The organism is Streptomyces sp. CB02009 (assembly GCF_001905825.1).
In the GTDB taxonomy this organism is placed as follows: Bacteria; Actinomycetota; Actinomycetes; order Streptomycetales; family Streptomycetaceae; genus Streptomyces.
The window spans coordinates 60,033-85,680 of sequence record NZ_LIVV01000011.1 but is presented as its reverse complement, the minus strand read 5'-3'; the positions used below and the strand labels follow the sequence as shown (position 1 = coordinate 85,680).

Genomic DNA, 25,648 nt, shown 5'->3' with positions numbered 1-25,648 from the left:
GGAGAACCCCGTCATGGCCATCCCCTTGCGCCGTTCCGTCACCCTGGCCGCCGCCGTCGCCACGGCCGCCGCCCTGGGCACGGGCGCCGTCGTCCTCGCGCTGCCCGCGGCGGCCGAGGGCGCGCCCCCGATGACGCTCGTCGACGGCACCCTGGACTGGGGCATCAAGCAGTCCTTCCGCTCCTACCTCGCCATGCCCTTCGCCCACGGGAAGACCACCGTCGCCGGCGGTGCCACCCAGGCCGCGAACAACGGCGTCTTCACCTTCGTCGACGGCACCGGTACCTACGACATGGGCACCCACGGCACCGCCACCGACTTCAAGGGCAGCGTCCACTTCGAGGCCCACGAGGGCGCCCTCGACATCCTGATCTCGGACGTCAAGCTCTCGACGAAGGGCGTGGTGACGCCGACCGGCGAGATCACCGCCGACGTCGTCACCAAGGAGAAGGACGGCTCCTTCAGCACCCGCGAGGACATCGCCTTCGCCGCGCTCGACATGACCGGCATCCGTCCCGGCCAGGGCGCGGGCGGCGCGATGGTGTTCAAGGACATACCGGCGAAGCTGACGAAGGACGGCGCGGCGGCGTTCGCGGGCTTCTACAAGGAGGGCGACGCGCTCGACGCGGCCACGCTCACGGTGAAGGCGGGCAGCCGCCCGACGACCCCGCCGCCGACCACCCCGCCGACCCCGTCGCCGACCGTGGACCCGACGGTGGATCCGACTCCGACGCCGACGACCGATCCGACGACGGACCCGACTCCGACGCCGACGACGGATCCGACGACCGATCCCACGACGGACCCGACGACCGATCCGACCACCGACCCGACGACGGACCCGACCACCGACCCGACAACCGACCCCACGACGGACCCGACGACGGATCCCACGACGGACCCGACCACGGGTCCGACGACCGATCCGACGACCGACCCGACCACCGATCCGACGACGGACCCGACGACGGACCCGACGACGGACCCGACGACCGATCCGACGACCGATCCGACCACGGACCCGACGACTGACCCGACCACCGACCCGACGACGGATCCCACGACGGACCCGACCACCCCCGCGCCCACCCCCGCCCCCGGTGGTGTCGTCAACGGCAAGCTGACCTGGGGCGTCAAGGAGAGCTGGCAGCGGTACGTCGGGCAGATCTGCGGCGGTACGGTCACCGCCTCCGAGGGTGCGAAGAAGAACGGCTCCGCCTACGACTTCGGCTTCGTGAAGGCCGAACTCGACGCCGACGCCCGTAAGGTCGACGCCGCCTTCTCCGGCAAGGTCGCCTTCGTCTGCAACGCCCACGGCATCGACTGGACCGTCGGCGACCTGAAGGTCAAGGCGTCCGGCACGACCGGCACCCTCTCCGCCGACGTCACCAGTGCCCAGGGCACCCAGAACGACGTGGCGTTCGCCACGCTCGACCTCTCGGCGTCCGACTGGTCCGCGAAGGGGGACGTCGTCACCCTCGCGAACGTCCCGGCGAAGCTGACGGAGGCCGGCTCGGCCACCTTCACCGCCCCCGGCGGCCAGGGCGGCTACCCGGCCGGCACCGAGCTGGACGCACTGACCCTGAGCCTGACGTCCGACAGCGGCGCCACGCTGCCCCCGACCACCGGCGGCACCGGAACCGCCGGCGGGTCCGACAGCGGCGGCTCGGGCACGTCCGGCGGCAGCGGCTCGTCCACCACGGGCGGCGGCACCGTCGGCGGTGGCGGCACCGTGGGCGGCGGCACGGCCGGTGGGGCCGGTACGGCCGGCGGCTCCGGCACCGTCGGCGGTTCGTCCACCACGGGCGGCGGCTCCGGCGCCCTCGCCACCACCGGCGCCGGGGTCTCCACCTCCCTCCTCCTCACCACCTCCGCCCTGACCGTGGCGGCCGGCGCGGGCGTCGTCGTCGCCGTGCGCCGTCGCGCGACGGGCTCCTGACCGGCCGTCCCGCCCCGCGGGCACCCCGCAGGGCCGCACCCGACATCTCCGGGTGCGGCCTTGCCGCCGTGCGGCGAATGGTTCAATTTCCGCCATGACCACGACCGTGCCCAGCATCGCCTCAGACATCGACGTCCTCCGGGTCTTCTGCGCGGCCGACGGCCGGTACGGCAACGCCCTCGGAGTCGTACGGGACGCCAGGGCCCACCCCGACGAGGCCTCCCGGCAGGCGCTCGCCAAGGAACTCGGATTCAGCGAGACGGTGTTCGTGGACGACCCGGAGCGCGGGATCGTCGACATCTACACGCCCGGCGTGCGGCTGCCGTTCGCCGGACACCCGCTGGTCGGCGCGGCCTGGCTGCTCGACCTGGAGGTCATCTGTCCGCCCGCGGGCGAGGTGTGGGTACGCGGCGACGGGGAGTTCACCTGGATCGAGGCGCGCGCCGAGTGGGCGCCGCCGCGGACCCTGCGCCAGTACGGTTCCGCCGCCGAGGTGGAGGCGCTCGACGTGCCCGAGCCGGGCGAGTGGATCTATGCCTGGGCCTGGGAGGAGGAGGCCGCGGGCCGGATCAGGGCGCGGGCCTTCCCGGGGCGCGGCGACGGCATCGACGAGGACGAGGCGACCGGCGCGGCGGCGCTGCTGCTCACGGCAGAGCTGGGACGGGCCCTGAACATCACGCAGGGCCGGGGTTCGCAGCTGCTCACTGCCCCCGGCCCTGACGGAATCGTGGAACTCGGCGGACGGGTCCGCCTGGAGGGACCGCTCGCGCGCTGACGGCGCGGGCGGTCCCCGGGGGGCCGGTGGGCCCCGGGGGTCACGCGCTGAGGGAGAACTCCCCGCCCAGCTGGTGGAAGACCGCGCTGTTGAAGGCGAACGCGCGCTTGCACTCGTCGACGATCCGCTGCTTCTCCAGGTCGTCCGCGTTCACACCGTCGAGCAGCTCGCGGTAGGCGCGCTTGAACGCGGCCGGGTTCGTGATCTCGTCGAAGACGTAGAACCGGACGCCGTCGCCCTTGCGCGCGAAGCCCCAGGTGCGCTCCGCCTTGTCGCGGATGATCTGGCCGCCCGACAGGTCGCCCAGGTAGCGGGTGTAGTGGTGGGCCACGTATCCGGCGGGCCAGTCACGGGCGCACTCGGCGACCCGCTCGGCGTAGGCGACGGTGGCGGGCAGCGGGGAGACCCCGGCGCGCCAGTCGGGGCCCCGCAGGTGGGCGAGGTCCTGCTCCAGGGCGGCGGTGCGGAAGAGCTCGGTCTGTATGAACGGCCCGGCGACCGGGTCGTCGCGCAGGGCCTCCGCGCCCTCTTCCAGGGCCTGGTACACGAACCAGAGCTGCTCGGTGTAGCGCGCGTAGGCGTCGACGCCGAGGCGGCCGCCCAGGAGGTCGCCCATGAAGGACGACGTCTCCGCTTCCGTGTGCTGCTCGTGCGAAGCCGTACGGATGAGCGTGGAGAAGGGCGTGTCCAAGGCGTGCCTCCGGGACCGATGGGACGGGAACCAGTGCCGATCCTCCCAACTTAGGCTTACCTAAGTCAACTGGTTCCCGACGTCCTGTCGGTAAAAACGGTACCCAATCGCGGGCCGGGGGCAACGTCCGGAGGGGGACCACATGCGAATCGGCGCGAACCCGTGGGGGTCCGCGCCGATTCGAGGGGGTCCGTGCCGGTTCAGGGCAGGGTGAGGATCTCCGCCCCGGTCTCCGTCACGACGAGCGTGTGCTCGAACTGCGCGGTCCGCTTGCGGTCCTTGGTCACGACCGTCCAGCCGTCGTCCCACATGTCGTAGTCGTGGGTGCCGAGCGTCAGCATCGGCTCGATGGTGAAGGTCATGCCGGTCTTGATCTCGGTGGTGTGGTGGGGCGAGTCGTAGTGCGGGACGATCAGGCCGGAGTGGAAGGACGAGTTGATGCCGTGCCCGGTGAAGTCACGGACGACGCCGTAGCCGAAGCGCTTGGCGTACGACTCGATGACCCGGCCGATGATGTTGATCTGACGGCCCGGCCTCACCGCCTTGATGGCCCGGTTCAGGGACTCCCGGGTCCGCTCCACGAGCAGCCGCGACTCCTCGTCGACGTCGCCGCAGAGGTAGGTGGCGTTGTTGTCGCCGTGGACGCCGTTGATGTACGCCGTGACGTCGAGGTTCACGATGTCGCCGTCCCGCAGGACGGTGGAGTCCGGGATGCCGTGGCAGATGACCTCGTTGACCGAGGCGCACAGCGACTTCGGGAACCCGCGGTAGCCCAGGGTGGACGGGTAGGCGCCGTGGTCGCACATGTACTCGTGCGCGACCCGGTCGAGCTCGTCGGTGGTGACACCCGGGGCGATGTGCTTGGCGGCCTCCTCCATCGCCTGCGCGGCGATGCGGCCGGCGATCCGCATCCGCTCGATGGTGTCGGAGTCCTGCACCTCCGGCCCGGTGTACGGGGTCGGGGCGGGCTTCCCGACGTACTCGGGGCGGCGGATGGAGCCCGGAACGGAACGATGGGGGGAGAGCTCCCCCGGGACGAGAAGCGACTGGCCAGACATGCCAGCGAGTCTAACGACCGGGTCTTGGGGCAGCATGGTCCCAAGGGAAGGAGCCGACGACGATGGCCCTGTTCAAGAAGCGCACCGCGGGCAAACCGGGCGAGTGGTACTACTGCCTGGAGCACAAGAAGGTCGAGGAGGGCCCCGATTGCCCGGCGAAGAACCGCTTCGGCCCGTACGCCACGCGTGAGGAGGCCTCCCACGCCATGGAGACCGCCCGTGAGCGGAACCTGGAGTGGGAGACCGACCCGCGCTGGCACGACGGCGCCGGGAAGGACGGGACGCCCGAGGGCGGGAAGGACTGACGCCGGGCGCAGACCCCCGCGGGGACGCCGGGACCGCTCAGACGGTCCCGGCCGCCTCCGGCCGCTCCGCCTCGCGCTGGGCGGCCTCCTGCTGGGCCTTGCGGCGCAGGGAGTCCTCGTCGGTCTCGGAGTCGTACGTGAGGAGCTTCGGCAGCGCCAGGCAGAGCAGGCCCACCGAGGCGACGCAGGCCACTCCGCCCGTCCAGACGGCCGAACGGGTGCCGGTCCAGCCCGCCATCGCGCCCGCCCTGACCTGGCCCAGCTGAGGGCCGACGCTGTACGAGAGCACCTCGATGCCCGCCAGCCGGCCGCGCAGCTCCTCCGGGATCGTCTGGTTCCAGATGGTCGAGCGCCCGAGCCCGCTCAGCATGTCCCCGGCCCCGGCGAAGGCCAGGCAGAGCAGGACCAGCCAGATGTTCCCGAACCAGCCGGCCGCCGCGATGGCCAGGCCCCAGCCCGCCGCACCCCCCGCCACGAGCAGTCCGTGCCGCCGCACCTTGGCGGTCCAGCCGCTGGTCAGTCCGAGGACCAGCGAGCCGACCGAGCCGGCCGCGTACATCAGGCCCAGCGACCAGTCCGCGTCCAGCTCGTCCGCGAGGAACGGGAAGATCGTGTTCGGGAAGGCGAAGAACATCGCCGCGAGGTCGACCGCGTACGTGCCGAGCAGCACCGGCCGCGACCAGGCGTACCGCGCGCCCTCCGCGATGCCCCGCAGCGAGGGCTTCTCCGCGTCGTGGGCCGGCGGGGCGGGGGAGAGGCGGCGGCACATCAGGACCGAGACCGCGAAACCGGCGATCGTCACCCCGTACGCGGGCGCGTGACCGGCGTACGCCACGACCAGACCCGCGATCGACGGGCCCGCGATCGCGCCGATCTGCCAGCGCAGCGAGTTCAGCGCGGCGGCCGCGGTCTGGTGCCGGTGCGGCACGATCCGGGCGAACAGCGAGTCGAGCGCGGGACGCTGGAGACCCGCGAGCGCCGAGACGCCGGCCGCGACCACGTACAGCGGCCAGAGCATCGGCTCCGGCAGCAGCGCGTTGACCAGCAGGAGTCCCGCGAGCAGCCCGAGGCCCGCCTCGGTCCACAGGATCACCCGCCGCCGGTCGACCGCGTCGGCGAGCGCCCCGCCGTAGAGGCCGAACACGATCAGCGGCACCAGCTCCACCGCGCCCATCGCGCCGACCGCGAGCGGCGAACCCGTCAGCTCCTTGATCTGCAGCGGCAGGGCGATCATCGCCATCGCACTGCTGAAGAAGGTCACGAGCCCCTGCACCCAGAGGAGGCGGAAGTCGCGTGACTCGCGCCAGGGCGCGGTATCGGGGAGCAGGGCGGAGAGCCTGGACAACTTGGAGAACGTGGAGAACACAGAACGCACAGAGGACACGAAGGGTCATGCTCCGGCCATAGGGTGCCGAAGGCAACTTCATTTGCCCGTCACGACGCCCCTTGCCCCGGCGCCTGCCGGCGCGTCCCCGCCCCGGCGCCTACCAGCGCGCAGGCGGCGGCGCCGTCAGCCGGTCCGCGAGGTCCGAGAGACGGTCGCGGAAGCGCCGGCTCCCCCGCGGGGACGGCAGGCTGTTCTCGCCGGCCGCCGCGCTCACCAGATGCTGCACCGTGTCCAGGTCGACCTCCGCCCCCGCCGCCACCGTGAGCGTCTCGTGCGCCAGCCCGCGCACCTCCGCGTCGCCCCCGTCGAGCGACAGCACCGTCGCCCCCGCCCGGCGGGCGTCGTGCACCCGCTGCAGCAGCCCCGCGTCCGGCCGCTCCGGCGCCACCATCAGCAGCGTCGCCCCGCGCCCCGCCGCCTCCAGCCGCCCGAGCCCCACCGCCAGATGCGCCGGATCCCCCGGCCGCACCCGGTGCCGCACCAGTGTCGGCGCCAGCTCGGGGATCCCTGACCAGGCCGACTCGTCGACCAGGTGCGCCGCCAGGTGCCACGGCTCGTACTCCTCCGTGCCGACCAGCAGCAGCCCGCCCCGGTGCGGGACGACCGAGGACCTGAGCGCACCCGCGAACCGGCGGGCCGCCCGCGGCCACTCCGTCCCGGCGAGCACTTCCCGCAGCAACGCGACCCGTACGGCATCCATGGCCCCGCATCCTGCACCAGGCGGAGGCCTTCGCGCGGCCTGTTGCGGTCGTTCCACCCGTACGGGAGCCGCCCCGGCGGGGCCGACCGCTCGGTAGTGTCGGGTCCATGACTTCCTCGACTCCCAGCACCCCCGCCGCCAAGGCCGCCCCCAAGGACCCGTGGGACCTGCCCGACGTCTCCGGCCTCGTCGTCGGCGTCCTCGGCGGCACCGGCGACCAGGGCCGCGGCCTCGCCTACCGGCTCGCCAAGGCCGGACAGAAGGTGATCATCGGCTCCCGGGCCGCCGACCGCGCCCAGCAGGCCGCCGAGGAGATCGGCCACGGCGTCGAGGGCGCCGACAACGCCGACTGCGCCCGCCGCAGCGACATCGTGATCGTCGCCGTGCCGTGGGACGGGCACGCCAAGACGCTGGAGTCCCTGCGCGAGGAGCTCGCGGGCAAGCTCGTCGTGGACTGCGTCAACCCGCTCGGCTTCGACAAGAAGGGCGCCTACGCGCTCAAGCCCGAGGAGGGCTCCGCCGCCGAGCAGGCCGCCGCGCTCCTCCCGGACTCCCGCGTCGCCGCCGCCTTCCACCACCTGTCCGCCGTCCTCCTCCAGGACACCTCCCTGGAGGAGATCGACACGGACGTGATGGTGCTCGGAGAGGAGCGCGCCGACGTCGAGCTGGTCCAGGCCCTCGCCGGCCGCATCCCCGGCATGCGCGGCGTCTTCGCCGGCCGGCTGCGCAACGCCCACCAGGTCGAGTCGCTCGTCGCCAACCTGATCTCGGTCAACCGCCGCTACAAGGCCCACGCCGGGCTGCGCGTCACCGACATCTGAGCCGCTTCCCGGCGGGACGGCCGAGCCGGTCCGGGCCGCACGCGGGGCATGGGGGACACTGGACGGGCACAGCAGCCGTACCCGGACAGGAGCCGACCCCCATGCCCCGCCTCGCCCTCTTCGCCCTCGTGGTCTGCGCCCTGGCCGTGGCCGCGGCCGTCGTCTCCTTCGTCGAGGGCAGCTTCCTCGGCGTCGTCTGGATCCTGATCGCCGGCCTGTCCTCCAACATGGCCTGGTACTACATCCGCCGCGCGAAGGTCGAGAGGGCCGCGAGCGCCGAGGCCTAGAGGCCCGGAGGGCCTCCGCGCGCGCCGAGGCCCGAGCCCCCGGCGGCGGTCCGCCCCCAGGGACCCCGGTCCCGCCGTCAGACCTGGCAGAACTCCGGTGCCTCCTGCCAGAACCGGAACAGCTGCGAGCCGCAGTAGCGGGACAGCTCCGGCACCCCGAGCGACCGCATCAGCGCGTCGATCGCGTCGAAGAAGCCGTCGTTGACGGCCGGCACGAACAGCAGCGCGATCACGATGAAGAAGCCGTACGGCGCGTACGGCTCGATCTGCCGCTTCACCTTGTACGACAGCCAGGGCTCGACGATCCCGTACCCGTCGAGGCCCGGCACCGGCAGCAGGTTCAGGAGCGCCGCGGTCACCTGGAGGAACGCCAGGAAGGCCAGCGCGAACTGGAACGGGAGCGGGACGCCGTCGAGCGCGCCCAGCCAGAACGGGGCCGTGCAGACCAGCGCGAACAGCACGTTCGCGAGCGGACCCGCCGCCGAGATCAGGCTGTGCTTCCAGCGGCCCTTGATCCGGCCCTGCTCGATGAAGACCGCGCCGCCCGGCAGACCGATCCCGCCCATGATCACGAACAGCACGGGCAGGATGATGCTGAGGACGGCGTGGGTGTACGCCAGCGGGTTCAGGGTCAGATAGCCCTTCGCGCCGACCGTGATGTCACCGCCGTGCAGGGCCGTGCGGGCGTGCGCGTACTCGTGGAGGCAGAGCGACACCACCCACGCCGAGGTCACGAAGAGGAAGATCGCCAGACCGGGCAGGGCGGCGAAGTCCGTCCACACCGCCCAGCCCGTGACGGCCATGACGGCGAGGATCGCCAGGAAGACGGGGCTGATCCGCCGCTCGTGGCGCCGGGTGGTGGCCGTGGTCATCGCGGAAGCTCCCAGGGGACGGAGGGCGTGTCGTGCGGTGTCTGATGTGCGGGAAACGTATCGGGTGACGGGGCGAGTTCCGGAGTCGGGCACCCTCTCACGGAGAATGGGCCCGTGCACTACTGCGTCCTCGGCCCCACCCTCGCCCGCGCTTCCGACGGCACCGACGTGGCCGTCGGCGGCCCCCGGGTCCGCGCGCTGCTCACCGTCCTCGCGCTGCGGGCCGGCCGGACCGTGCCCGTACCGGACCTCGTCGACGAGGTGTGGCACGGCGACGAGCCGCCCGCCGACGCCGTCGCCGCGCTCCAGGCCCTCGTCGGACGGCTCCGCAAGGCCCTCGGCCGGGACCGGATCGTCTCCGCGGAGGGCGGCTACCGCCTCGACGCCCGGCCCGAGGACGTGGACGCCCGCCGCTTCGAGCGGCTCGCCGCCGAGGGCGTGGCCGCGCTCGGCGCCGGGGACCCCGCCCGGGCCGCCGCCCTCCTCGACGAGGCCCTCGGGCTCTGGCGCGGGCCCGCCCTCGCCGACCTGCCCGACCGGGACACGGAGGCCCCCCGCTGGGAGGCCCGCCGCCTCGACGTCCGCCGGGCCGCGCTCGACGCGGCCCTCGGACTCGGCCGGGCGCCCGCGGTCCTCCCCGAACTGACCGCCCTCTGCGCCGCCCAGCCCCTGGACGAGCCCCTCCAGGCGCTGCGGATCCGTGCCCTGCGGGACACCGGACGCGCGGCCGAGGCCCTCGCCGCGTACGAGTCGGTCCGGCGCGCCCTCGCCAACCGCCTCGGCACGGACCCGTCACCGGCCCTGCGCGCCCTCCACGCGGAGCTGCTCGCCCGGGGGCAGGGGCAGGGGCAGGGCCCGGAACCGAAGCGCGGGCCGAAGCCCGCGCCGGACCGGGCGCCCGCCGCCACCGCTACCGCCCCCGCCGCCCCCGCTCCAGGCAACCTGCGCGCCCGGCTCACCAGCTTCGTCGGCCGTGACGAGGAGATCGCCGCCCTCCGCAGCGACCTGAAGGACGCCCGGCTGGTCACCCTGCTCGGCCCCGGCGGCGCCGGGAAGACCCGGCTCTCGCAGGAGGCCGCCGAGCGCGCGGCCGAGGCATGGCCGGACGGCGTCTGGGTCGCCGAACTCGCGCCCGTCACCGACCCCGAGGCCGTCCCCGAGGCGGTCCTCGCCGCCGTCGGCGCCCGCGAGACCGTCCTGCGGGGCGCGGGAGCGGAGGAGCTCCGGGCCGGCAACGACCCGCTCTCCCGGCTCGTCGAGCACTGCGCCGGGCGCCGGATGCTGGTGCTCCTCGACAACTGCGAGCACGTCGTGGCCGCCGCCGCCCGACTGGCCGAGACCCTGCTCGCCCGCTGCCCGGGACTCCGGGTCCTCGCGACGAGCCGTGAGCCGCTGGGCGTGCCCGGGGAGCTGGTACGGCCCCTGGGCCCGCTGCCGACGGGCATGGCGCTGCGCCTGCTGGACGAGCGGGGCGCGGCGGCGCGGCCGGGGTTCACCGTGGGCGAGGACCCCGAGGCGGCGGAGGAGATCTGCCGCCGCCTCGACGGTCTGCCGCTGGCGATCGAGCTGGCCGCGGCCCGGCTGCGGATGCTGACGCCGCGCCAGATCGCGGACCGGCTCGACGACCGGTTCCGGCTGCTGACCTCGGGGGCCAGGACCGTGCTGCCGCGCCAGCAGACGCTGCGGGCCGTGGTCGACTGGTCGTGGGACCTGCTCGACGAGGTGGAGCGGGCGGTGCTGCGGCGGCTCGCCGTCTTCACGGGAGGCTGCGACCTGGCGGCGGCCGAGGCGGTCTGCACGGACGACGGGACCGGCGAGGGGCTCGACGTACTGGATCTGCTGGGGGCGCTCGTCGACAAGTCGCTCGTGGTGGCCGGCCCGGGGGACGAGGGGATGCGCTTCCGCCTCCTGGAGACCGTGGCGGAGTACGCGGGGGAGCGCCTCGACGAGGCCGGTGAGCGGGCGGCGGTCGAGCGGCGCCATCTGACGTACTACCGCGAGCTGGCCCGCCGTACCGATCCCGAGCTGCGCGGATCGGGCCAGGTCGCCGCCGTCGCCCGTTTCGGCGCCGAGTACGGGAACCTGCGGACCGCCCTGCACCGGGCCGTCGACGCCCACGAGGAGGACGAGGCGCTGGTCCTCGTCCACTCCCTGCTCTGGTACTGGCAGATGCGCGACCTGCGCTCCGACGCCCTGCACTGGGCGCGGGCGACGGCCGCCCTCGGACCCGACCCGTTCACGCCGCCCGCCGCCCCGGTCGTCCCCCTGGACGAGCCGTGCACGGCTGTGCCGCCGCCGCTCGCCGAGGAGCAGCGCTGGGAGGCCCGGCGCGGGGTGCGGCTCGTCGAGCTGAGCAACATGGATCACGAGACCGGGCGCTGGACCAGCCCCGCGGGCATGGAGCGGCTCCGCGAGATGACCGCCGTCTACGAGCCCGGCCTGCCCCAGAACGCCCGGCTGCCCGGCTCCCTCGCCGTCTTCGCGGTCCTCCTCATCGGCGAGGCAGGCCGGCTCCGCGAGCTCCTCGACACGACCATCGGGACCTGCCGCCGCTACGGCTACGACTGGGAGCTCGCCAACGCCCTCCAGATGCGGGCCAACATGTTCGCCAACCGGGGGGACCAGGCCGTCGAGGCGATCGCCGACGCCGACGAGAGCCTGGAGATCTTCGTCCGGCTCGGGGACTCCTGGGGCGCGGCCGAGGCGCTCTCCTCCCGCGCGGAGGCCCACGAGCGGCGGCTCTCGTTCGAGGACGCGGCCGCGGACTTCGAGGCGGCCATTGGCTACGCGGAACGGATCGGCGCCCAGTCGCAGATGGCGCTCCTGCGGGCCCGGTACGCCGGAACGCTCGTCGAGACCGGGCGGCTCGACGAGGGCGAGGCGATCCTGCGCGAGATCGTGGACGGCGGCCACCTCTGGGGTCATGAACCCCTGCTCGGGGCGCGTATCTTCCTCGCCCTGGCGCTCGGCCGCAGCGGCCGCACCGACGAGGCCCGCGAGCACCTGCACGCGCTGCGGGGGGAGTTCGGCTCCGAGACGCTCTCCATCTTCGAGGGCTTCACGCTCGGCAGCCTGGGCTGGCTCGACGACCTCGACGGACGGTACGGCTCCGCGCTCGCCTTCGCCACGGAGGCCTACGAGAGGTCCCTCGGCGCGCTGTCGATGATGGTCGCCCCGCAGATGCCCGGGGTCCATCTGGTCGTCGCGGCCTGGGCGCTGGCCGGGCTCGGCGGTCCGGGCGCGCGGATGGGGGCGGTGCTGCTCGGTGCCAGGGACACCATGGTCCCGCCGGGGCACCTGGCCCCGCCGATGGAGCTCGAGAACCTGGCGCGGGCCGAGGAACTGTGCCGGGCCGCGCTGGGGGACGCGGAGTTCGCCGCGGCGCACGCGGAAGGCGACGGCCTCTCCTTGGAAGAGGCCGCCGCCCTGCTCGGTCGCGCCGCCGACGCGATCAGTGAGCGCGCCGAGTCCTGAACCCCCGTGGTGGACTCAGGTCTTCTTGCGGAACTTGGTCACCGCCAGCGGCGCCGTGACGACCGTGATCAGGAGCGCCCAGCCGAGCACCATCCACACGGAGTGGGCGACCGCACCGCCGTTGATCAGGTTCCGGGCCGCGTCGGCGAGGTTCGACAGCGGGTTGTAGTCGGTGAAGGTCTCCAGCCAGCCCGGCATGGAGCTCGTCGGGGCGAAGATCGACGAGCCGAACTGCAGCGGCATCAGGACCAGCATCGCCATGCCCTGGACGGCCTGGGCGGTCTTCAGGGTGAGGCCGAGCAGGATGAAGATCCACATGAGGGACGCCCCGAAGACCATCGAGAGGCCGATGGCGGCGAACAGGTGCAGCACCGAGGTGTGGATCTCCAGGCCGAGCAGGAAGCCCATGCCGAGCAGGATCGCGGTGGCGATCAGCATCCGGCCGACCTCGACGACGATCTTCGCGATCAGGACGGAGGACCGGGCGATCGGCATCGTCCGGAATCGGTCCATGACCCCCTTCTTGAAGTCGTCGTTGATGCCGACACCGACGGCCATCGCGATGTTCATGCCCATCATCGCCATCAGGCCGGGCGTCACGTAGTTGACGTAGACGTCGTTGTTGCCCTTGCCGGAGATCGCGCCGCCGAAGACGTACACGAACAGCAGGATGAAGATGATCGGCATCAGGACGGCGTCGAACATCGACTCCGGGTCCTGCTTGATCTGGAGGGCGTTGCGGCGGGCCAGCGCGCCGATGTGGCGGAGGTTGGCCCGGAGGCCGATCCGGCCCTCGGCGACGGGCTCGCGCCGCTCGGCCGCCGGACTCGGGGATCCGACGGGGGACTTGGTGACCGTGGTCGTGCTCATGCGGCGACCTCCTCGTTGATCTCGTCGGAAACGCTGGTCTTCTGGCCGGTGATCGCCAGGAACACCTCGTCCAGGCTGGGCAGATGGGTGCCGATGTGCGCGATGCCGAAGCCGCGGGCGCCGAGCAGGGCCACGACGGCGGTCAGCTGCTGGTCGGTGAGGATCGGCACGTACAGCGCGCCCTCGTCGGGCACCACGGTCGACCCGGCGACCCCGTCGAGGCCGGTCTCGCGGAGCGCGGCGGCCATCGCGGGCAGCTGGACCGGGTCCACCGGGCGGATCTTCAGCGTCCGGCCGCCGACCTTGGCCTTGAGCTCGTCGACGCCGCCCCGGGCGATGACCTTGCCCTTGTCGATGACGGTCAGCTCGTTCGCGAGCTGCTCCGCCTCCTCCATGTACTGGGTGGTGAGGAGGACGGTGACGCCCTCCGAGACCATCCGCTGGACCTCGTCCCACACCTCGTTGCGGGTGCGGGGGTCGAGACCGGTGGTCGGCTCGTCCAGGTAGAGGACGGCGGGCTGCCCGATCATCGAGGCGGCCAGGTCGAGCCGGCGCCGCATGCCGCCCGAGTAGTTCATGGCGGGACGCTTGGCGGCGTCGGTGAGGGAGAAGCGCTCCAGCATCTCGTCGGCCCGGCGGCGGGCGTCGGCGCGGGAGAGGTCGAGCAGCCGCCCGATCATGTACAGGTTCTCCCAGCCGGACAGCTTCTCGTCGACCGAGGCGTACTGACCGGTGAGCCCGATGGTGCGGCGCAGCTGGCGGGGGTGCTTCACCACGTCGTAGCCGGCGACGGTGGCGGTCCCGGCGTCCGGGACGAGGAGGGTGGAGAGGCAGCGGACGAGGGTGGTCTTCCCTGCGCCGTTCGGGCCGAGCACGCCGAGGACGGTGCCCTCCCGTACGTCCAGGTCGACCCCGTCGAGGGCCTTGGTGTCGCCGAAGTGCTTCACGAGGCCCCGGACCTCGACGGCGTTGGTGTGTGATCGCGTCATGGCCCCTACTAGACCAGGGGCCACCGACAATCCTCCGACAGACGACCGACAGCCCGCCGATGGGGGATGTCGGCGGGCTGTCGGGTGGTGCCGCAGTGGCTGTGTGGGCCGGTCGCGACTAGTGGAAGGTGTGCTCCTCGGCGGGGAACGCCCCGCCGCTGACGTCCTCGGCGAAGGCGCGCGCGGCGTCGCCGAGCGTCTCGCGGAGGTTGGCGTACTGCTTGGTGAAGCGCGGCACCTTGCCGCCCGTCAGACCGGCCATGTCGGTCCAGACGAGGACCTGGGCGTCGGTGCCGGCGCCCGCGCCGATCCCGATGGTCGGGATGTGGAGCGAGCGGGTGACCTCGGCGGCCAGCTCGGCCGGTACGAGCTCCAGGACGACCGCGAACGCGCCCGCGTCCTGCGCCGCCTTCGCGTCGCGGAGCAGCTTGTGCGCGCCCTCGTCGGAGCGGCCCTGCACCCGGTAGCCCATGGTGTTCACGGACTGCGGGGTGAGGCCCAGGTGGGACATGACGGGGATGCCGGCCTGGACGAGCAGCTCGGTCTGGGGCAGCGAGCGCTCGCCGCCCTCCAGCTTGATCGCACCGACGCCCGCGTCCTTGACCAGCCGGGTGGCGTTGCGCAGGGCCTGGACCGGCCCTTCCTGGTACGAACCGAAGGGGAGGTCGCCGACGACGAGGGCGCGCTTCGTGCCCCGGACGACCGCGGCGGAGAGCAGCGTCATCTCGTCCATCGTGACGGGCACGGTGGTGTCGTAGCCGAGGTGACAGTTGCCCATGGAGTCCCCGACGAGGATCACCGGGATGCCGGCCTCGTCGAAGACGGACGCGGTCATCGCGTCGTAGGCGGTGAGCATGGGCCACTTCTCGCCGCGGGTCTTGGCGGCGGCGATGTCGTGGACGGTGATGCGGCGCGTGCCCTTGCCGCCGTACAGCGCCTTGCTGCTGTCGGCGGGCGGTTTCTGGGCAGCCTGAAGCGTCATGGTGCACGGCTCCTTGTGTCATCTCGAGGCGCCCTGACGGCGTCCCCGGACCACATCCATGGTGGCACTTCGCCGGGCGGGCGGGGAAGTGGGCCGGAGTGGCGCTGTTCACACCGGCGCGTCGGCGCGGGCGGACCGACGCGCCGCCGCGGGCGGACCGCGTGCCGTCGCGGGCGTTCACACGCCCGCAACGTAAAGGCTCGGTCAGGAATTTCGATACGAGACGGTCTCGTATCGAAATGCCCCTAGGGTGGTGGGCATGTCACAGCCGTCCTCCGCCTCCTCCGCCTCCGCCGCGCCCCCCGGAGCCTCCGCGCCCCGGGTCCCCGAGGCCGTCCACCGGCGCCGCTGGGCCGTCCTCGGCGTCCTCATGCTCAGCCTGCTGATCGTCGTCCTCGACAACTCGATCCTGAACGTCGCCGTGAAGACGATCGCCGCCCCCGCGCCCACCGGCATCGGGGCCACCCAGAGCGAGCTGGAGTGGGCGATCAACTCCTACACGCTCGTCTTCGCCGGGCTCCTCTTCACCTCCGGCCTGCTCGGCGACCGCCTCGGCCGCAAGAAGGTGCTCCTCTTCGGCATCACCGTCTTCGGCATCGGGTCCGCGCTCGCCGCGCTCTCCGGCTCCCCGGGCGAGCTCATCGCCTTCCGGGCCGTCATGGGCCTCGGCGCCGCCTTCGTCATGCCCGCGACGCTCGCCGTCCTGATGAACGTCTTCGAGCGCGAGGAGCAGCCCAAGGCCATCGGCATCTGGGCCGGCAGCGTCGGCCTCGCCATCGCGATCGGCCCGATCACCGGCGGCATCCTGCTCGAACACTTCTGGTGGGGATCGATCTTCCTCATCAACGTGCCGGTCGTGCTGATCGCCCTCGCCCTGATGATGTGGCTGGTTCCCGACTCCCGCGACCCCAGGCCCGGCCGGATCGACATCCCCGGCGTGCTGCTCTCCGTCGTCGGACTCGTCCTCCTCGTCTACGGGATCATCCGCGGCGGCGAACTGGCCGACTTCACCGACGCCACCGTCCTCGCCCCGGTCCTCGGCGGCCTCGCCGTCCTGGTCCTCTTCGTCCTCCACGAGCGGCGCAGCGACCACCCGGCGATCGACATGACGTACTTCAAGAGGCCCGCGTTCTCGGCGGCCGTCGCCGCGATCGCGCTCGTCTTCTTCGCGCTCATGGGCGTGACCTTCTTCTCCGCCTTCTACCTGCAGAGCGTCCGCGGCTACAGCGCCCTGCAGTCCGGGCTGCTCATCCTGCCGCTGGCCGTCGCGCAGATGGTCTTCGCGCCCCGCGCGCGGCTCGTCGTCGAGCGCTTCGGCGCCAAGGCCGTCTGCACCGCCGGCATGCTGCTCGTCGCCCTCGGCCTCGCGGCCTTCGCCTTCTTCGACGCCTCGACCCCGGTCTGGGTCATGGAGATCGTCTTCTTCGTGCAGGGCGCGGGGATGGCGCACATCATGCCGCCCGTCACGGTCGCGATCATGCAGGCGCTGCCGCGTGAGAAGGCCGGCTCCGGCTCGGCGATCAACAACACCTTCCGCCAGGTCGGCGGTGCGCTCGGGGTCGCCGTGCTCGGCTCGCTGCTCTCCTCCACGTACCGCGGAGAGATCGAGGGTCACCTCGGCGGCGTCCCCGAGGCCCTGCGGGCCACGGCGGGCGAGTCCGTCGAGGCGACGCTCGCGGTGGCCGAGAAGCTCGGCCCGGCGGGCCGAGACCTGGTGGCCCCGGCGTACGACGCCTTCCTCGACGCCATGCACGTCACCGCGCTGGCCTCTGCGGTGATCGGCCTGATCGGCGCGGCGGTGGTCGCGATGTTCCTCCCCGGCCGCACGCCGGCGGGCACCGCGGGCGCCCCCGGACCGGGTGCCGCGGGACCCGGCGGGGCGGGACCGGGCGGAACGGGTCCTGGCGAGGCGGAACCGGGTGCGGCGGCAACCGGAACCGGCCCGGCGGGCCACACCCGGCGGGGCTCGGTGCCGGGCCCGTCGTCCGAGGCGGGAGAATCGGCCCGACGGTAGGACACGAGGTGCCGACGGCACCGGTGGTGCCCGAAGGCGCCGGTGGTGTCGGAAGGCACCGGTGGTACCCAACGGTGCCGGTGGTGCCCGACGGCACTGGTGGAGTCCGAGGGCGCCGGTGATGCCTGAAGGCGCCGGTGGCGTCCGAGGGCCCGAACGAGAGGTGGAGCGCACGTGTCGCGGCAGGACGGCGGGACCCCCGGAATCCCGGAGACCCAGGGCGACGGGGCCGCGACCGGCGGTTCGACCGGTGATGCGGCCGGTGGCCCGACCGCTGGTGCGGCCGGCGGTCCGACCGCTGGTCCGACCGCTGGTTCGACCGGTGGTTCGGCGGGGGCACCCGCCGGGGCCCGGCGCGGGAGGCCCCGGAGCGAGGGCGTCGAGCGGGCCGTGTTCGACGCGGTCGGCGGGCTCCTCGACGAGGGCGTCCCGCTCGCCGAACTGTCCATCGAGCGGATCGCCCGCACCGCCGGCGTCGGCAAGGCCACCATCTACCGCCGCTGGACCGGCAAGGAAGAGCTCTTCGTCGACCTGCTCCGCTCGATGGAACCCCCGGACCCGGTGCTCTCCGGCACCTCGGTCCGGGGCGACCTCGTGATCCTCCTGGAATCGATGCGCGAACGCGGCGTCGCCAAGCGGACCTCCAGCCTGCTCCACAACGCGTTCGCGCAGATGCAGCTCTACCCCCGGCTGTGGGAGGCCTACCACCACACCGTCATCGAACCGCGCCGCCGCCTCAGCCTGGACACCGTCCGGCGCGGGATGGAACAGGGCGAGATCCGCGACGACCTCGACATCGAGTTCGTCAACGACCTCCTCACGGGCCCGCTGCTGCTGCGCACCGTCATCCGCCCCGGCGCCTCCCTGGAACCCGGCCTCGCCGAGCGGGTCGTCGACACCGTGATGGAGGGCCTGCGGCCCCGGGACTGACCACCGCCCGTGCCACAAGACCGGACCCGGCCAAATGTGCGCGTTCTGTCACAGCCCGCCCGCGGGCGCCACCTGCAGGAACCCGCCACGCCGTACCCGTCGTCCCACCGGACGTACGACGACCCCGTCATCCCCTAGTGTCGACGTCGGGTCACGGAGCACGGCAGCAAGACAGCACGGCAGCAAGGCAGTGAGGACGGGCGATGGCGCGGGTGGACATGACGGAGACCGAGCAGGGCGGCACGGGGAACGAGCCGACGAACTCCTCCCGCTTCCGGACCGCCCTCGGCGGACTCCGCCGCGACCCCGGGATCTGGCGCCGCGGCATCCTGCTCGCGCTCTTCGCGGTCGCCCTCACCCTGCTGATGGTTCTCCACGCCGACATCCCCAACCGGATCGGCAACCTCGGCAGCCTCACCGAGACCTTCCTGCCCTGGATCGGCCTCTTCGTCCCCCTCCTCCTCGTCCTCGCCCTGCTGCGCCGGTCCGCCACCGCGCTGATCGCCCTGCTGCTGCCGGCCGTGGTGTGGCTGAACCTCTTCGGCGGGCTCGTCGCCGACAAGTCCGTGGCCGGCGGCGACCTGACCGTCGCGACCCACAACGTGAACGCCGACAACCCGGACCCCGCGGGCACCGCCGAGCAGCTCGCCGCCTCCGGCGCCGACGTCCTCGCCCTGGAGGAACTGAAGGGCGACATGGTCCCGGCGTACGAGAAGGGCCTGGCGAAGGCCTACCCGTACCACTCCGTCCAGGGCACGGTCGGGCTCTGGAGCAAGCTGCCCCTGCGCGACCCGCAGCCCGTGGACATCCGGATGGGCTGGACCCGCGCGATGCGCGCCGACGTCGTGACCCCCCAGGGCGAGATCGCCGTGTACGTCGCCCACCTGCCGTCCGTCCGGGTCAAGCTGAACGCCGGCTTCACCGCCAACCAGCGCGACGACAGCGCGAACGCCCTCGGCGAGGCCATCTCCCGCGACCGCCACGAGCGGATCGTCCTCCTCGGCGACCTCAACGGCACCATGAACGACCGCGCGCTCAACGGCATCACCTCGCAGCTCCGCTCCACCCAGGGCGCGGCGGGCGACGGCTTCGGCTTCAGCTGGCCCGCCTCGTTCCCGATGGCCCGCATCGACCAGATCCTGGTCAAGGGCGTCGAGCCGATGTCGTCCTGGGCCCTCCCGGAGACCCGGAGCGACCACCTGCCGGTCGCGGCCCGCGTGGCGTTCTGACGGGGCGCGGCCCGCGCGGCGTCCGGAGATCCGCGGTCCGCGCGGCGGTGTCCGGTGACCCGCGGCCCGGGTCGCCTGGCCACGTGACCTCGGTGTCACGTAGCACACGGGTCGAAATCTCCCCTTCACTCCCCGGAAGCCGCCGGGAAGAAAACATCTGAGAGCCTTTGTTCCGTAGAAGAACTATCTTCAGGAAAGGCCCTCCCCATGCCCCTGGCGCTGCTCGCGCTCGCCGTCTCCGCCTTCGGCATCGGCACCACCGAATTCGTGATGATGGGCCTGCTCCCGCAGGTCGCCGACGACCTCGGCACCTCCGTCCCCACCGCCGGGTACCTCGTCTCGGCGTACGCGATCGGCGTCGTCGTCGGCGCCCCGCTGCTCACCGCCCTCGGCTCCCGCATCCCGCGCAAGCGGATGCTGCTCCTGCTCATGGCCCTCTTCACCGTCGGCAACCTGGCCTCCGCGCTCGCCCCCGGCTTCGGCTGGCTGATCGCAGGCCGGGTGCTCGCCGGACTCCCGCACGGCGCCTTCTTCGGCCTCGGCGCGGTCGTCGCCGCCCGGCTCGTGCGCGAGGGCCGCCAGGCGCGGGCGGTGGCCACGATGTTCCTCGGCCTGACCGTCGCCAACATCCTCGGCGTACCCGCCGCGACCCTGCTCGGACAGCACCTCGGCTGGCGGGCCACCTTCCTCGTGGTCGCCGCCGTCGGCCTGATCGCCATGGCCGCGCTCGCCCGCCTCGTCCCGCACGTCCCCGTGGACGAGCGGCAGAGCCTGGGCCGCGAGGTGCGCGCGCTCGGCCGCCCGCAGGTGCTGCTCGGCCTGCTCACCGCCGTCTTCGGCTTCGCCGGCGTCTTCGCCGTCTACTCCTACCTCGCCTCGATGACCACCGAGGTGATGGGCTTCGGCGACTCCACCGTCACCCTCGTCCTCGCCCTCTTCGGCCTCGGCATGACCGGCGGGGCGCTCGCCGCGGGCCCGCTGACCGACCGGGCCCTCCGCCCGACGCTCTACGGCTCGCTCGCCGCCCTCGTCCTCGCCCTGGTCGCCTTCCGCTTCACGGTCCACGTGCCCTGGCTGGCCCTGGTCACGGTCGTGGTGCTCGGGGCCGTCGGCTTCATGACCACCACCCCGCTCCAGATGCTGGTCATGAACAAGGCCAAGGACGCCCCGACGCTCGCCTCCGCCTCCAACCACTCCGCCTTCAACCTCGCCAACGCCGGCGGCGCCTGGGCGGGCGGCGCCGCCGTCGCCGCCGGCTGGGGCTGGACCTCGCCGGCCCTGGTCGGCGCGGGCCTCACGGTGGTGGGCCTGGCGATCGCGGCGGTGGCGGGCCTCCTCGACCGCGACCGGGGTACGGCGGAGGGGGCCTCGCGCGTCGTCGCGCAGAGCCCCCTCGCCGAAGCCTCCCCCGCTGCCGGGAAGCAGGTCAGCTCGTCGTCTCCCGCCAGCGGTTCGTGATCGGCAGGCGCCGGTCCTTGCCGAAGCCCTTCGCCGAGATCTTGGTGCCCGGCGGGTACTGGCGCCGCTTGTACTCCGCCGTGTCCACCAGCCGCAGCGTCCTCGTGACCAGCTCCTCGTCGAAGCCGGCGGCCACGATCTCGTCCCGGCCCCGGTCCTGGTCCACGTACAGGGCGAGGATCGCGTCCAGGGTGTCGTAGTCGGGCAGCGAGTCCGTGTCGACCTGCCCGGGGCGCAGCTCCGCGCTCGGCGGCTTGCTGATCGAGCTCTCCGGGATCGGCGGGGTCTGGCCGCGCTCCTCCGCCGCCCGGTTGCGCCAGCGCGCCAGCCGGAACACGGTCGACTTGTAGACGTCCTTGATGGGCCCGAAAGCGCCGACGGAGTCGCCGTACAGCGTCGAGTAGCCCACCGCCAGCTCGGACTTGTTGCCCGGCGCGAGGACGAGATGGCCCTCCTGGTTGGAGAGCGCCATCAGCATCGTGCCCCGCAGCCGCGACTGGAGGTTCTCCTCGGCCAGGCCGGTGAGGCCCAGCGCGCCCATGTACGCGTCGAACATCGGCTCGATCGACACCGTGCGGAAGTGGAGCCCGGTGCGCCGGGCCAGCTCGGCTGCGTCGCCGCGCGAGTGGTCGGAGGAGTACTTCGAGGGCATCGACACCCCGTACACGTGGTCCGAGCCGAGCGCGTCACAGGCGATGGCGGCGACGAGCGCCGAGTCGATGCCCCCGGAGAGGCCGACGACCACCGAGCGGAAACCGTTCTTCGCGAGATACGCCCGGACCCCGATGACCAGCGCCGAGTAGATCTCCTCCTCGTCGTCCAGCCGGTGCGCGTAGCCGCCCGTCAGCTCCGGCTCGTACGCCGGCAGCGGCTCCCGCGACAGCACCACGCGGTCGATCGTCAGCCCGTCGTTCACCAGGCCCTCCGGCGCCTCGTCGCTGGCCGCCGGCAGCTCCAGGTCCAGGATCACGCTGCCCTCGACGAACTGCGGGGCCCGCGCGATCACTTCGCCGTCCGCGTCCACCACGATCGAGTCGCCGTCGAAGACCAGCTCGTCCTGGCCTCCGGTGCTCGCCAGGTACGCGGTCACGCAACCGGCCTCCCGGGCCCGCCTGCGGACCAGTTCGAGGCGCGTGTCGTCCTTGTCCCGCTCGTACGGCGAGGCGTTGACCGACAGCAGCAGCCCCGCCCCCGCGTGACGCGCCGCCGGGACCCGGCCCCCCTCCTGCCACAGGTCCTCGCAGATCGCCAGGGCCACGTCGATCCCGTGCACCCGGACGACCGGCAGGGTGTCGCCCGGGACGAAGTAGCGGTACTCGTCGAAGACCCCGTAGTTCGGCAGGTGGTGCTTGGCGAAGCGGAGCACCACCTCGCCCCGGTGCAGCACCGCGGCGGCGTTCTCCGGCGAGCCGGCGGGCCGGCCGAGCTTCGGCTCCGCCCGCTCGGAGCGGTCCAGATAGCCGACCACGACCGGCAGCTCCCCGAAGCCCTCGTCCGCGAGCCGGCGGGCGAGACCGCGCAGGGCCGTCCGCGAGGCCTCGACGAACGAGGAGCGCAGCGCGAGGTCCTCGACGGGGTATCCGGTCAGCGCCATCTCGGGGAACGCGACGAGATGCGCGCCCTGTCCGGCGGCGTGCCGGGTCCAGTGCACGATCGCCTCGGCGTTCCCGGCGATGTCTCCGACGGTCGAGTCGATCTGATTCAGGGCGAGGCGTAGTTGAGGCACCCGGCCAGTGTAATCGTCAGACCGACGCGATGTCCTGGGAAACGGGCCGCGCGTGACGCCCGCGGCGGCCGCTGACCACCCGGCAGAACCGGGCCGGATCCACCCCGGGCAGCGGCAACCCTCCGGCACGCCGTAGCGTCAGACCCACTATGCCCGGAAACGTGACACGAGCCTCGGCCGCCCTGCTGGCCCTCGGCGCGCTCGCGTACACCGCGTGGGTCCTCGAAGCCGTCCTGCGGACCGGGCTCGACCCGGTCCGGACGTACGTCTCCGAACTGGCGGCTTCGGACCAGCCGTTCGGCACCTTCTTCCGGGCGACCGACCTGGTGTCGGGGGCGCTCGTCCTGGCGGGTGCGGTGCTGGGATGGGCGGGGACCTGGCGCCGGGGAACGAGGGGGATCGGACACCGGGAGACGAGGGGGTCCGGTCACCGATGGGCCTCGGAGGCCGGGCCCGCCGGGGAGTCGTGGGCCGTCCGTCGGCCCGCCTCGGAAGCCGCTGGGCCGGGCACTCTGGACGCCGGCCCGCTGCGGCGGCGCGTCCGCGAGCCCTGGTCGGTCCTCGGGTGGGGCGCGCTCGCCCTCTTCGGCGCCGCCACCGTCGCCGACTCGCGTCTCCCGCTCAGCTGCGCCGCCACCACCGACCCCGCGTGCGCCGCGCGCGAGGCCGCCGGGCTCGTGCCCGCCACCCATACGGCCCATGCCGTCAGTTCCGGTCTCGCCATGACCGGCGCCCTCCTCGCCCTCGTCGCGCTCACCGTGGCCGCCCGCCGTTACGGCCGGGGGCGGCCCCTCGCCCGTACCGGCCCGGTCGTCGTCGCCCTGGAGCTCGCCGCCACCGTCTGGACCCTCGCCGCCGTCGCCGCCTTCGAGGCGGGGAAGGGCACCTGGGCGCTCGGCGCCGGCCAGCGGCTCCAGGTGCTCCTGGTGGCGGTGTGGCTCGCGGTCCTGGCCTACTCCCTCGCCACGTCCCGCCCCGCCCCGGAGGAGGAGCGATGACCGGACAACCGGCCGGAGAACCGGCCTTCGTACGGATCGACGGCGTCGCCCACCACGTCGTCGTCGAGGGCTCGGGACCCGTCTGCGTCCTGAGCGCGGGCCTCGGGATGAGCTGGTTCGACTGGGACCCGGTCGTCCCGCTCCTCGCCCCGCACCGCACGGTCGTCCGCTTCGACCGCCCCGGGCACGGCCTCTCCCAGCCCGCCGCCGGCCCGCCCACCGCCGCCGGCGAGGCCCACCGGATCGCCGCGCTCCTCGACGCGCTGGGGCTCCCCGGCCCCGCCACCGCCGTCGGGCACTCCATCGCCGGATTCCACGCCGAGGCCTTCGCCCGACTCCACCCGGACCGGACCGGCGCGCTCGTGCTCGTGGACTCGTCGGTGGAGGAACACCCCCGGGTGGGCACGTACGCCGGGGCCGTCGCCCGGGTCCTCGGCACCGTCCTGTGCGCCGCGGGCGCCCCGGCCGCCCTGGGCCCCGCGGTGCGCCGTGCGGCCGTACGCCACGACCCGGCCCCCACCGCCCTCGTCCACCGGGTGTACCGCACCTCACGCGTCCTGCGCGGCACCCTCTGGGAGAACGCCCACTACGGAGCCGTCGCGGCCGAACTCCTCGCCCTGCGCGCCACGCACCCGCTGCCGCCCGGCCTCCCCGTCACCGTCCTCGCCGCCCCCGACGGCTCGGCCCGTTGGGAACGGCGCCAGCGCGCGCTGGCCCGACGGCTCGGCGCCCGCTACGAGGCTGCCGTGCCGTCGGGCCATCTGGTCATGAAGGACCGCCCGGCAGCGGTCGCCGCCGTGATCTTGCGATCCGACCCGCGGTCTGTTCCGCGCTCCGGCCCGCAGTCTGTCCTGCGATCCGGCCGGGAAGAGGTGCCGGGGCCTCAGGAAGGCGCGTAGACGCTCTCGCAGAACCCCTTGAGCTGCTCGTCCGACAGATGCTGGGCCAGATCGGCCTCGCTGATCATGCCGACGAGGCGCTTCTCCTCGATGACGGGCAGCCGCCGGATCTGGTGGCCCTGCATCTCCTCCAGGACCGCGCCCACGTCCGCGCCCGACTCGACCCAGCGCGGGGTGCCCTGGGACATCTCGCCGCAGGTGATCTTCGAGGGGTCGTGGCCCATGGCCACGCAGCCGACCACGATGTCGCGGTCCGTGATGATGCCGCAGAGCCGCTCGTTCTCGTCGGCGACGGGCAGCGCGCCGACGTTCAGGTTGCGCATCAGCTGGGCGGCGCGGTCGAGCGTCTCGTGGGCCGGGATCCACTGGGCCCCGGGGTGCATGATGTCCTTCGCCGTGGTCATGGGATGCGTACCTTTCGTCGGACGTGGTCACACGTACGTCCCCGAGCCCCATCCATTGTCGGCGCACGGTCCGTCCGCCGCGACTTGTCGGCGCACGGTCCGACCGCCGCGAGGACCTGTCCGCGCACGGCACGGCTCCCGCGAGGTGTCCGCGTACGCCACGGCCCCCGCGACCGCGGTGGGTCACGGGGGCCGTCGGGTCACCGACCCGGGGCGTCAGGCGCCGCGCTTCCTGAGCATGTCCGCCATCAGCAGGATCTCGGACTTCTGGGCGTCGACCATGCCCTGCGCGAGACCGCGCTCGATCTCCACCGAGCACTTCTGGACACAGCCCTCGGCCATGTGGACCCCGCCCCTGTGGTGCTCGGTCATGAGCTTCAGGTACAGGACCTCGGCCTCCCGGCCGCTCGCCCGGCGCAGCTGGTCCAACTGGGCGTTGGTCGCCATGCCGGGCATGAGCGCCCCGTCGAGCGGACCGGTGTCGCCGGAGCCGCCCATGCCCATCCAGGTCATCGGCTCGACGCCGGACTCGATCTTGGGCAGGCCCCACAGGTCGAGCCAGCCGAGCATCATGCCCCGCTGGTTGGCCTGGGTGTTGGCGATGTCGTACGCGAGTCGGCGCACCTCCTCGTCCCGGGTGCGGTCCCGGACGATGAACGACATCTCGACGGCCTGCTGGTGGTGGACGGCCATGTCCCGGGCGAAGCCGGCGTCCGCGGAGAGCGAGGACGGCGTACGCGGCGCCTCCTCGCGCTCGGCGGAGGCGACGGTGACGGCGCCCCCGGCGAACAGCAGGGCGAGCGCGACGGCCGTGATCGCCGCCCACTGCGTCCTGTTCGG

23 protein-coding genes are annotated in these 25,648 nt (G+C 73.2%); 12 read left to right on the top strand and 11 right to left on the bottom strand.

Annotation, left to right across the window (positions count from 1 at the left end; translation table 11 throughout):
- Window positions 1-13 precede the first annotated feature (13 nt).
- The gene (locus AMK27_RS41385) at window positions 14-1,939 is read left to right on the top strand and encodes an HtaA domain-containing protein (protein WP_079188684.1); all 1,926 of its coding nucleotides are present in this window, start codon (window positions 14-16) and stop codon (window positions 1,937-1,939) included.
- Window positions 1,940-2,033: 94 nt separating this feature from the next.
- On the top strand, window positions 2,034-2,714 hold the full coding sequence (locus tag AMK27_RS35005) for a PhzF family phenazine biosynthesis protein (protein WP_073917497.1): 681 nt from the start codon (window positions 2,034-2,036) through the stop codon (window positions 2,712-2,714).
- 40 nt (window positions 2,715-2,754) lie between these two features.
- Here the strand turns inward: AMK27_RS35005 and AMK27_RS35000 are convergent, their stop codons facing one another.
- Together AMK27_RS35000 and map are read right to left on the bottom strand one after the other, a co-directional pair.
- Window positions 2,755-3,405 (bottom strand): biliverdin-producing heme oxygenase, encoded by a 651-nt coding sequence (locus AMK27_RS35000; protein ID WP_073917495.1) that lies wholly within the window; start codon window positions 3,403-3,405, stop codon window positions 2,755-2,757.
- Window positions 3,406-3,605: 200 nt separating this feature from the next.
- Window positions 3,606-4,463 carry a type I methionyl aminopeptidase gene (gene map / locus AMK27_RS34995; RefSeq protein WP_073917494.1) on the bottom strand — a complete coding sequence of 286 codons (858 nt, stop codon included), beginning with the start codon at window positions 4,461-4,463 and terminating at the stop codon, window positions 3,606-3,608.
- 62 nt (window positions 4,464-4,525) lie between these two features.
- Here map and AMK27_RS34990 point away from each other — a divergent pair, with 62 nt between their 5' ends.
- A complete protein-coding gene (locus AMK27_RS34990) occupies window positions 4,526-4,768 on the top strand; it encodes a hypothetical protein (protein WP_073917492.1) in 243 nt (80 codons plus the stop codon).
- A 37-nt stretch (window positions 4,769-4,805) separates the two neighbouring features.
- On the opposite strand, the gene AMK27_RS34985 is transcribed toward AMK27_RS34990, so the two are convergent.
- Window positions 4,806-6,113 (bottom strand): MFS transporter, encoded by a 1,308-nt coding sequence (locus AMK27_RS34985; RefSeq protein WP_073917904.1) that lies wholly within the window; start codon window positions 6,111-6,113, stop codon window positions 4,806-4,808.
- Window positions 6,114-6,252: 139 nt separating this feature from the next.
- Window positions 6,253-6,855 carry a hypothetical protein gene (locus AMK27_RS34980; RefSeq protein ID WP_073917491.1) on the bottom strand — a complete coding sequence of 201 codons (603 nt, stop codon included), beginning with the start codon at window positions 6,853-6,855 and terminating at the stop codon, window positions 6,253-6,255.
- A 107-nt stretch (window positions 6,856-6,962) separates the two neighbouring features.
- Here AMK27_RS34980 and npdG point away from each other — a divergent pair, with 107 nt between their 5' ends.
- Both npdG and AMK27_RS34970 read left to right on the top strand, forming a co-directional pair.
- Window positions 6,963-7,676 (top strand): NADPH-dependent F420 reductase, encoded by a 714-nt coding sequence (npdG, locus tag AMK27_RS34975; RefSeq protein ID WP_073917489.1) that lies wholly within the window; start codon window positions 6,963-6,965, stop codon window positions 7,674-7,676.
- Between the two features lie 101 nt (window positions 7,677-7,777).
- Window positions 7,778-7,963, top strand: a complete 186-nt coding sequence (locus AMK27_RS34970; RefSeq protein ID WP_073917487.1) for a hypothetical protein — start codon at window positions 7,778-7,780, stop codon at window positions 7,961-7,963.
- 77 nt (window positions 7,964-8,040) lie between these two features.
- Here the strand turns inward: AMK27_RS34970 and AMK27_RS34965 are convergent, their stop codons facing one another.
- Window positions 8,041-8,835, bottom strand: a complete 795-nt coding sequence (locus tag AMK27_RS34965) for a site-2 protease family protein (RefSeq protein WP_073917485.1) — start codon at window positions 8,833-8,835, stop codon at window positions 8,041-8,043.
- Between the two features lie 114 nt (window positions 8,836-8,949).
- Here AMK27_RS34965 and AMK27_RS34960 point away from each other — a divergent pair, with 114 nt between their 5' ends.
- Window positions 8,950-12,309, top strand: a complete 3,360-nt coding sequence (locus AMK27_RS34960; protein WP_073917484.1) for a BTAD domain-containing putative transcriptional regulator — start codon at window positions 8,950-8,952, stop codon at window positions 12,307-12,309.
- Window positions 12,310-12,324: 15 nt separating this feature from the next.
- Here AMK27_RS34960 and AMK27_RS34955 read toward each other — a convergent pair whose 3' ends face one another.
- The 3 genes from AMK27_RS34955 to panB form a co-directional block, all read right to left on the bottom strand.
- Window positions 12,325-13,179: an ABC transporter permease gene (locus AMK27_RS34955; protein WP_073917482.1), complete on the bottom strand. Its 855-nt coding sequence runs from the start codon at window positions 13,177-13,179 to the stop codon at window positions 12,325-12,327.
- Window positions 13,176-14,168, bottom strand: a complete 993-nt coding sequence (locus tag AMK27_RS34950) for an ATP-binding cassette domain-containing protein (RefSeq protein ID WP_073917480.1) — start codon at window positions 14,166-14,168, stop codon at window positions 13,176-13,178. The genes AMK27_RS34955 and AMK27_RS34950 overlap by 4 nt, the downstream gene beginning before the upstream one ends.
- A gap of 118 nt (window positions 14,169-14,286) precedes the next feature.
- Window positions 14,287-15,150, bottom strand: coding sequence for a 3-methyl-2-oxobutanoate hydroxymethyltransferase (gene panB / locus AMK27_RS34945; protein WP_073917479.1), 864 nt, complete (start codon window positions 15,148-15,150; stop codon window positions 14,287-14,289).
- 259 nt (window positions 15,151-15,409) lie between these two features.
- On the opposite strand from panB, the gene AMK27_RS34940 reads away from it, so the two are divergent.
- From AMK27_RS34940 to AMK27_RS34925, 4 genes are all read left to right on the top strand, one after another.
- A complete protein-coding gene (locus tag AMK27_RS34940) occupies window positions 15,410-17,164 on the top strand; it encodes an MFS transporter (RefSeq protein WP_073917477.1) in 1,755 nt (584 codons plus the stop codon).
- A gap of 174 nt (window positions 17,165-17,338) precedes the next feature.
- Entirely contained in the window at window positions 17,339-18,094 is a 756-nt protein-coding gene (locus AMK27_RS44240; RefSeq protein WP_073917476.1) for a TetR/AcrR family transcriptional regulator, read from the top strand.
- Window positions 18,095-18,297: 203 nt separating this feature from the next.
- Window positions 18,298-19,323 carry an endonuclease/exonuclease/phosphatase family protein gene (locus tag AMK27_RS34930; protein ID WP_075806969.1) on the top strand — a complete coding sequence of 342 codons (1,026 nt, stop codon included), beginning with the start codon at window positions 18,298-18,300 and terminating at the stop codon, window positions 19,321-19,323.
- Window positions 19,324-19,530: 207 nt separating this feature from the next.
- Window positions 19,531-20,781 (top strand): MFS transporter, encoded by a 1,251-nt coding sequence (locus AMK27_RS34925; protein WP_073917475.1) that lies wholly within the window; start codon window positions 19,531-19,533, stop codon window positions 20,779-20,781.
- On the opposite strand, the gene AMK27_RS34920 is transcribed toward AMK27_RS34925, so the two are convergent.
- A complete protein-coding gene (locus tag AMK27_RS34920) occupies window positions 20,750-22,507 on the bottom strand; it encodes an NAD+ synthase (RefSeq protein WP_198955991.1) in 1,758 nt (585 codons plus the stop codon). The genes AMK27_RS34925 and AMK27_RS34920 overlap by 32 nt on opposite strands.
- A 149-nt stretch (window positions 22,508-22,656) precedes the next feature.
- Here AMK27_RS34920 and AMK27_RS34915 point away from each other — a divergent pair, with 149 nt between their 5' ends.
- A complete protein-coding gene (locus tag AMK27_RS34915; RefSeq protein WP_073917473.1) occupies window positions 22,657-23,505 on the top strand; it encodes a DUF998 domain-containing protein in 849 nt (282 codons plus the stop codon).
- A complete protein-coding gene (locus AMK27_RS34910; RefSeq protein ID WP_073917471.1) occupies window positions 23,502-24,404 on the top strand; it encodes an alpha/beta fold hydrolase in 903 nt (300 codons plus the stop codon). The genes AMK27_RS34915 and AMK27_RS34910 overlap by 4 nt, the downstream gene beginning before the upstream one ends.
- Here the strand turns inward: AMK27_RS34910 and AMK27_RS34905 are convergent.
- Both AMK27_RS34905 and AMK27_RS34900 read right to left on the bottom strand, forming a co-directional pair.
- A complete protein-coding gene (locus AMK27_RS34905; RefSeq protein WP_073917469.1) occupies window positions 24,389-24,808 on the bottom strand; it encodes a CBS domain-containing protein in 420 nt (139 codons plus the stop codon). The genes AMK27_RS34910 and AMK27_RS34905 overlap by 16 nt on opposite strands.
- Window positions 24,809-25,024: 216 nt before the next feature.
- Window positions 25,025-25,624: a DUF305 domain-containing protein gene (locus AMK27_RS34900; protein ID WP_073917898.1), complete on the bottom strand. Its 600-nt coding sequence runs from the start codon at window positions 25,622-25,624 to the stop codon at window positions 25,025-25,027.
- Window positions 25,625-25,648: the final 24 nt, after the last annotated feature.

What these genes read in the sequence shown, in the direction of transcription:
- AMK27_RS34930 (WP_075806969.1), top strand. Translation starts at nt 18,298, where the DNA reads ATGGCGCGGGTGGACATGACGGAGACCGAGCAGGGCGGCACGGGGAAC.
- AMK27_RS34905 (WP_073917469.1), bottom strand. Translation starts at nt 24,808, where the DNA reads ATGACCACGGCGAAGGACATCATGCACCCCGGGGCCCAGTGGATCCCG.
- AMK27_RS34940 (WP_073917477.1), top strand. Translation starts at nt 15,410, where the DNA reads ATGTCACAGCCGTCCTCCGCCTCCTCCGCCTCCGCCGCGCCCCCCGGA.
- AMK27_RS34950 (WP_073917480.1), bottom strand. Translation starts at nt 14,168, where the DNA reads ATGACGCGATCACACACCAACGCCGTCGAGGTCCGGGGCCTCGTGAAG.
- panB (WP_073917479.1), bottom strand. Translation starts at nt 15,150, where the DNA reads ATGACGCTTCAGGCTGCCCAGAAACCGCCCGCCGACAGCAGCAAGGCG.
- AMK27_RS35005 (WP_073917497.1), top strand. Translation starts at nt 2,034, where the DNA reads ATGACCACGACCGTGCCCAGCATCGCCTCAGACATCGACGTCCTCCGG.
- AMK27_RS41385 (WP_079188684.1), top strand. Translation starts at nt 14, where the DNA reads ATGGCCATCCCCTTGCGCCGTTCCGTCACCCTGGCCGCCGCCGTCGCC.
- npdG (WP_073917489.1), top strand. Translation starts at nt 6,963, where the DNA reads ATGACTTCCTCGACTCCCAGCACCCCCGCCGCCAAGGCCGCCCCCAAG.
- AMK27_RS34925 (WP_073917475.1), top strand. Translation starts at nt 19,531, where the DNA reads ATGCCCCTGGCGCTGCTCGCGCTCGCCGTCTCCGCCTTCGGCATCGGC.
- AMK27_RS34990 (WP_073917492.1), top strand. Translation starts at nt 4,526, where the DNA reads ATGGCCCTGTTCAAGAAGCGCACCGCGGGCAAACCGGGCGAGTGGTAC.
- AMK27_RS34980 (WP_073917491.1), bottom strand. Translation starts at nt 6,855, where the DNA reads ATGGATGCCGTACGGGTCGCGTTGCTGCGGGAAGTGCTCGCCGGGACG.
- map (WP_073917494.1), bottom strand. Translation starts at nt 4,463, where the DNA reads ATGTCTGGCCAGTCGCTTCTCGTCCCGGGGGAGCTCTCCCCCCATCGT.
- AMK27_RS34965 (WP_073917485.1), bottom strand. Translation starts at nt 8,835, where the DNA reads ATGACCACGGCCACCACCCGGCGCCACGAGCGGCGGATCAGCCCCGTC.
- AMK27_RS34970 (WP_073917487.1), top strand. Translation starts at nt 7,778, where the DNA reads ATGCCCCGCCTCGCCCTCTTCGCCCTCGTGGTCTGCGCCCTGGCCGTG.
- AMK27_RS34910 (WP_073917471.1), top strand. Translation starts at nt 23,502, where the DNA reads ATGACCGGACAACCGGCCGGAGAACCGGCCTTCGTACGGATCGACGGC.
- AMK27_RS34915 (WP_073917473.1), top strand. Translation starts at nt 22,657, where the DNA reads ATGCCCGGAAACGTGACACGAGCCTCGGCCGCCCTGCTGGCCCTCGGC.
- AMK27_RS34955 (WP_073917482.1), bottom strand. Translation starts at nt 13,179, where the DNA reads ATGAGCACGACCACGGTCACCAAGTCCCCCGTCGGATCCCCGAGTCCG.